We start from the raw sequence: 3,070 nt of genomic DNA on the forward strand, positions 1-3,070 counted from the left end.
TGGCCGCCCGCCGATGAACCGGGGTATACGGATCACTCCCAGACCCGTCAACTGCCGGAAACGGGGAAAACGCACATGTCGCAGTTTGGTTCTCTCCGGACGCAGACATAGGACGCGACCCCGTGTCGAGGTCGCGCTCTGACGAGGCCGGAAATCCTGCCCTGATCGCGTGACCTCGACACGAGCTCACCCTGGCGTTGCGCGTGCTTTTTGGGGGTTCGCGGGCCCTGATCCCGAGGCAGGCCAGGAGCTTCGGAGCTCTGCCCGCTCGGCCGGAGCGGCTCCTCACCCCCAGGTTGCGCGCCCGTTTTCTCCTCTTCTCGTAAACCCTTGATTCCGTGGGCCTCTCAAAAGTGAACCCTCCCCCCCTTCCACGGTACCCGTGGCTTGAGGGCCGGGAGATCCAGGCCCCCGAAAGGCTGCAGGCTCCGCAGCGAGCGCCTTGGGGGGCTTGCTCCGGGGATTCCAGCGCGCCAGCCAGCCCAGCCAGCTCGGGGAAACGATCCGAACCACGTTGGTGCGATTGGGACGGTACTGGACCCGTCGTTCCGTGATCGACACTAGGCCGAGGTTCTGGGCGACCCGCAGGGCCAGGCGCGCCTTGGTCTGGCCCACACCGGCTCGGGCGGCGATCTCGGGGATCGAGAGCGTGCACTGGCGTCCGGCGACGAACGCGTCGGCCACGATCTTGAGGACCGCCAATTCTCCCGTGGTGAAGCGGCAGGCGAGCTTCGGCGGCAGGGGCCCGGTGGCCGCCAGGGTCCGCCGGCGCTCCAGTGAGCGGGCCCGGTCGGGCGAGCGCTGGGAGCGCTTGGGGGGGAAATAGGACCAGAGGCGCGGATCCCGGCTCGGGTTCTGGCCTGAGGACGCGCCCGGGGCCTCCACAGCCGCCTCAGGGGGCGTCCGAGGGGGGATGACCGCGAGGCCTCCGAGGGAAACGGCGGAGGCCTGGGCGCGCGGTTTGCGGCGGCCGTGGATGGCTTCGGCGAGGGCCTGGGCCTGGACTTCCGTCAGGGCGCCCTCCCCGGCCGCGCGCCACAGATCGCGGCTCAGGGCGTCCAGAGCAGCCAGGGGAACATGGTTAACGAGAGTGAGCAGGTGATCGAACGACATGGTGGTCCCTGGGTTGGGACCGCATCGGGCCGAGCGACATCGCCTCGAGAATGAACATTCCCGATTGACTCCTGGAGGGAGCTGTGATGTGCTAGAGACCTTCGGTGTTCTCTGGCACATTCTGCGACTTGACGGCCCTTCCGGTTTGGCGACCGGGGGGGCCGTTGTCGTTTCAGGGTCCTACTGCGGTGTGGCGGCGGTTCCTTGATCGAATCCCCGGTCGAGCAAGGGACCGAGACCGCACATTCGGCATGCGAGAGGGTCTCCTGTCAAACCAGGGACTTGTGTCGTCCCGCAGCAGCACCCGATCGGTGTTTCCCGCCGGGACCGGGGCGCCCGTTCATCCCCCGGGCCATCCGATCCGAGGGAAGGCGTTCTCCTCGGAAACCGGACAGCGTCGACGGTCCAAGTGGACGGTCTATCCGACAGAACCGACACACGCGATAAGTCGTAAGGCTCTGTGACAACGCGCAAATCTCATTCAGATGGGCAAGTGTCCTTTTGCCCAAGAACCCAATTGGGTTTACGGGTTCTTGGGCATTAGGGCATTAGGGCATTGGGGCCCTCGGGGTTTTGCACCTTGGGGAATGTGGGCCCACGAGCCCGGGGAGCCTTTTCGATGGCGGTCATCAGCGTTTGCTCCACGAAGGGCGGGGTCGGGAAAACGACGCTCGTGATCTGCCTGGCCGATGCCTTCGCCCGACAGGGGGGAAGCGTGGCCATCGTCGATGCCGATCCGAACGGGCATGTGGGCGCCTGGCGCGCGCGCGCGGGGGCGGACTCCACCGTCGCGGTCATCTCGGGCGTGACGGAGACCGTCATCCTCGACCGCATCGCGGAGGCGGCGACGCAGTACGGGATCGTCCTGGTGGACCTCGAGGGGGCCGCCTCGCAGGCCGTCACCTACGCGATCGCCGAGTCGGACCTCGTGCTGATCCCCACCAAGATCTCGGGAATGGACCTGCAGGAGGTGTTCCGGACCTACGAGGTGGTGCAGCGGGCCGAACGCATGCTGCGCCGATCGATCCCCGCGCGGGTGGTCCTGACCCAGATGTCGCCCCTGCAGAACCGCGTCGCCCAGCATGCCCGTGAGGAGATCCAGGGCGCCGGCATCCCGCTGCTGCGGACCGAGGTGATCCAGCGGGCCGCGTACCAGTCCATGCATTTCACGGGGTCGACGCCGGCCGGGCCGGGCGGAGACCCGAAGGCCGCCGCCGAGGTGGGCGGCGTCCTGAACGAGCTCCTTGCCATCCTGGCCGAACAGCAGGCCGCGCAGCAGGACTTGGCCGAGCAGCCGGGAGCCGGACGATGAGCAAGCCTCCGTTCCTGCCCTCGCCCCGCCCACGGCCGCACACGAGTCCGGAGGAGGCCCGGCTGCTGGCGGCCGCGACGAGCGACCTCGGCTTCACCCGGGCCTCGAGCGCCCCCCAGGAGCCACCGGCCGCCCCGGGAGTCCCCGAGACGCCCCGGCCTGCCGAGACCATTGAGACCGGTTCGGTCCGGACGCCGAAGGCCCAGGCTTCCGCGAGGCGGCGGACCAAGGCGACGGTCCTGAAGGTCGAGGTACCGGATCCCGTCTGGACGGCCCTGCGGCAGGAGGCCCTCGATCGCCGGGTGACCGTGAAGTACCTGGTCCTCGAGGCCCTGGCGGCCAAGGGCTACGCCTTCGACCTCTCTGCCATCCCGAAGGACGGACGCCGCCTGCGCTAAGGGAGCGGTCCGCAGGGATCCTGTCCGAAAGACCGCCTGTCCGTAGATCCGATCCGAACTCTGCGGACGTGGGCCGGATCCCTACGCCCATGTCCGCAGGGCCATGGTCCAACGGACGCCGCGACCGACCGAGGAGCCGGAAACGCAGAAAGGCCGCCCCGGAGGGCGGCCTTTCTGGTGCGGCGATCGTTTGAGAGGGAACGGCTCATTGGTGAGCTGTCTTGTTCTGTGCAGGTCTGGCGGCGAC

3 protein-coding genes are annotated in these 3,070 nt (G+C 68.3%); 2 read left to right on the top strand and 1 reads right to left on the bottom strand.

The genetic code is table 11. The features are described from left to right. Nucleotides 1-285: 285 nt before the first annotated feature. A complete protein-coding gene (locus ASF20_RS24180; protein WP_156648098.1) occupies nucleotides 286-1,113 on the bottom strand; it encodes a hypothetical protein in 828 nt (275 codons plus the stop codon). A 619-nt stretch (nucleotides 1,114-1,732) separates the two neighbouring features. Between ASF20_RS24180 and ASF20_RS16200 the strand changes: the two genes are divergently transcribed. Then, entirely contained in the window at nucleotides 1,733-2,425 is a 693-nt protein-coding gene (locus ASF20_RS16200; RefSeq protein ID WP_056221330.1) for a ParA family protein, read from the top strand. Next, nucleotides 2,422-2,823 (top strand): hypothetical protein, encoded by a 402-nt coding sequence (locus ASF20_RS16205; RefSeq protein WP_056275775.1) that lies wholly within the window; start codon nucleotides 2,422-2,424, stop codon nucleotides 2,821-2,823. The genes ASF20_RS16200 and ASF20_RS16205 overlap by 4 nt, the downstream gene beginning before the upstream one ends. Nucleotides 2,824-3,070: the final 247 nt, after the last annotated feature.

The organism is Methylobacterium sp. Leaf88 (assembly GCF_001422795.1).
GTDB lineage: Bacteria > Pseudomonadota > Alphaproteobacteria > Rhizobiales > Beijerinckiaceae > Methylobacterium.

Excerpts from the sequence above, each read along its gene's own strand:
- ASF20_RS24180 (WP_156648098.1), bottom strand. The coding sequence starts at position 1,113 with ATGTCGTTCGATCACCTGCTCACTCTCGTTAACCATGTTCCCCTGGCT.
- ASF20_RS16200 (WP_056221330.1), top strand. The coding sequence starts at position 1,733 with ATGGCGGTCATCAGCGTTTGCTCCACGAAGGGCGGGGTCGGGAAAACG.
- ASF20_RS16205 (WP_056275775.1), top strand. The coding sequence starts at position 2,422 with ATGAGCAAGCCTCCGTTCCTGCCCTCGCCCCGCCCACGGCCGCACACG.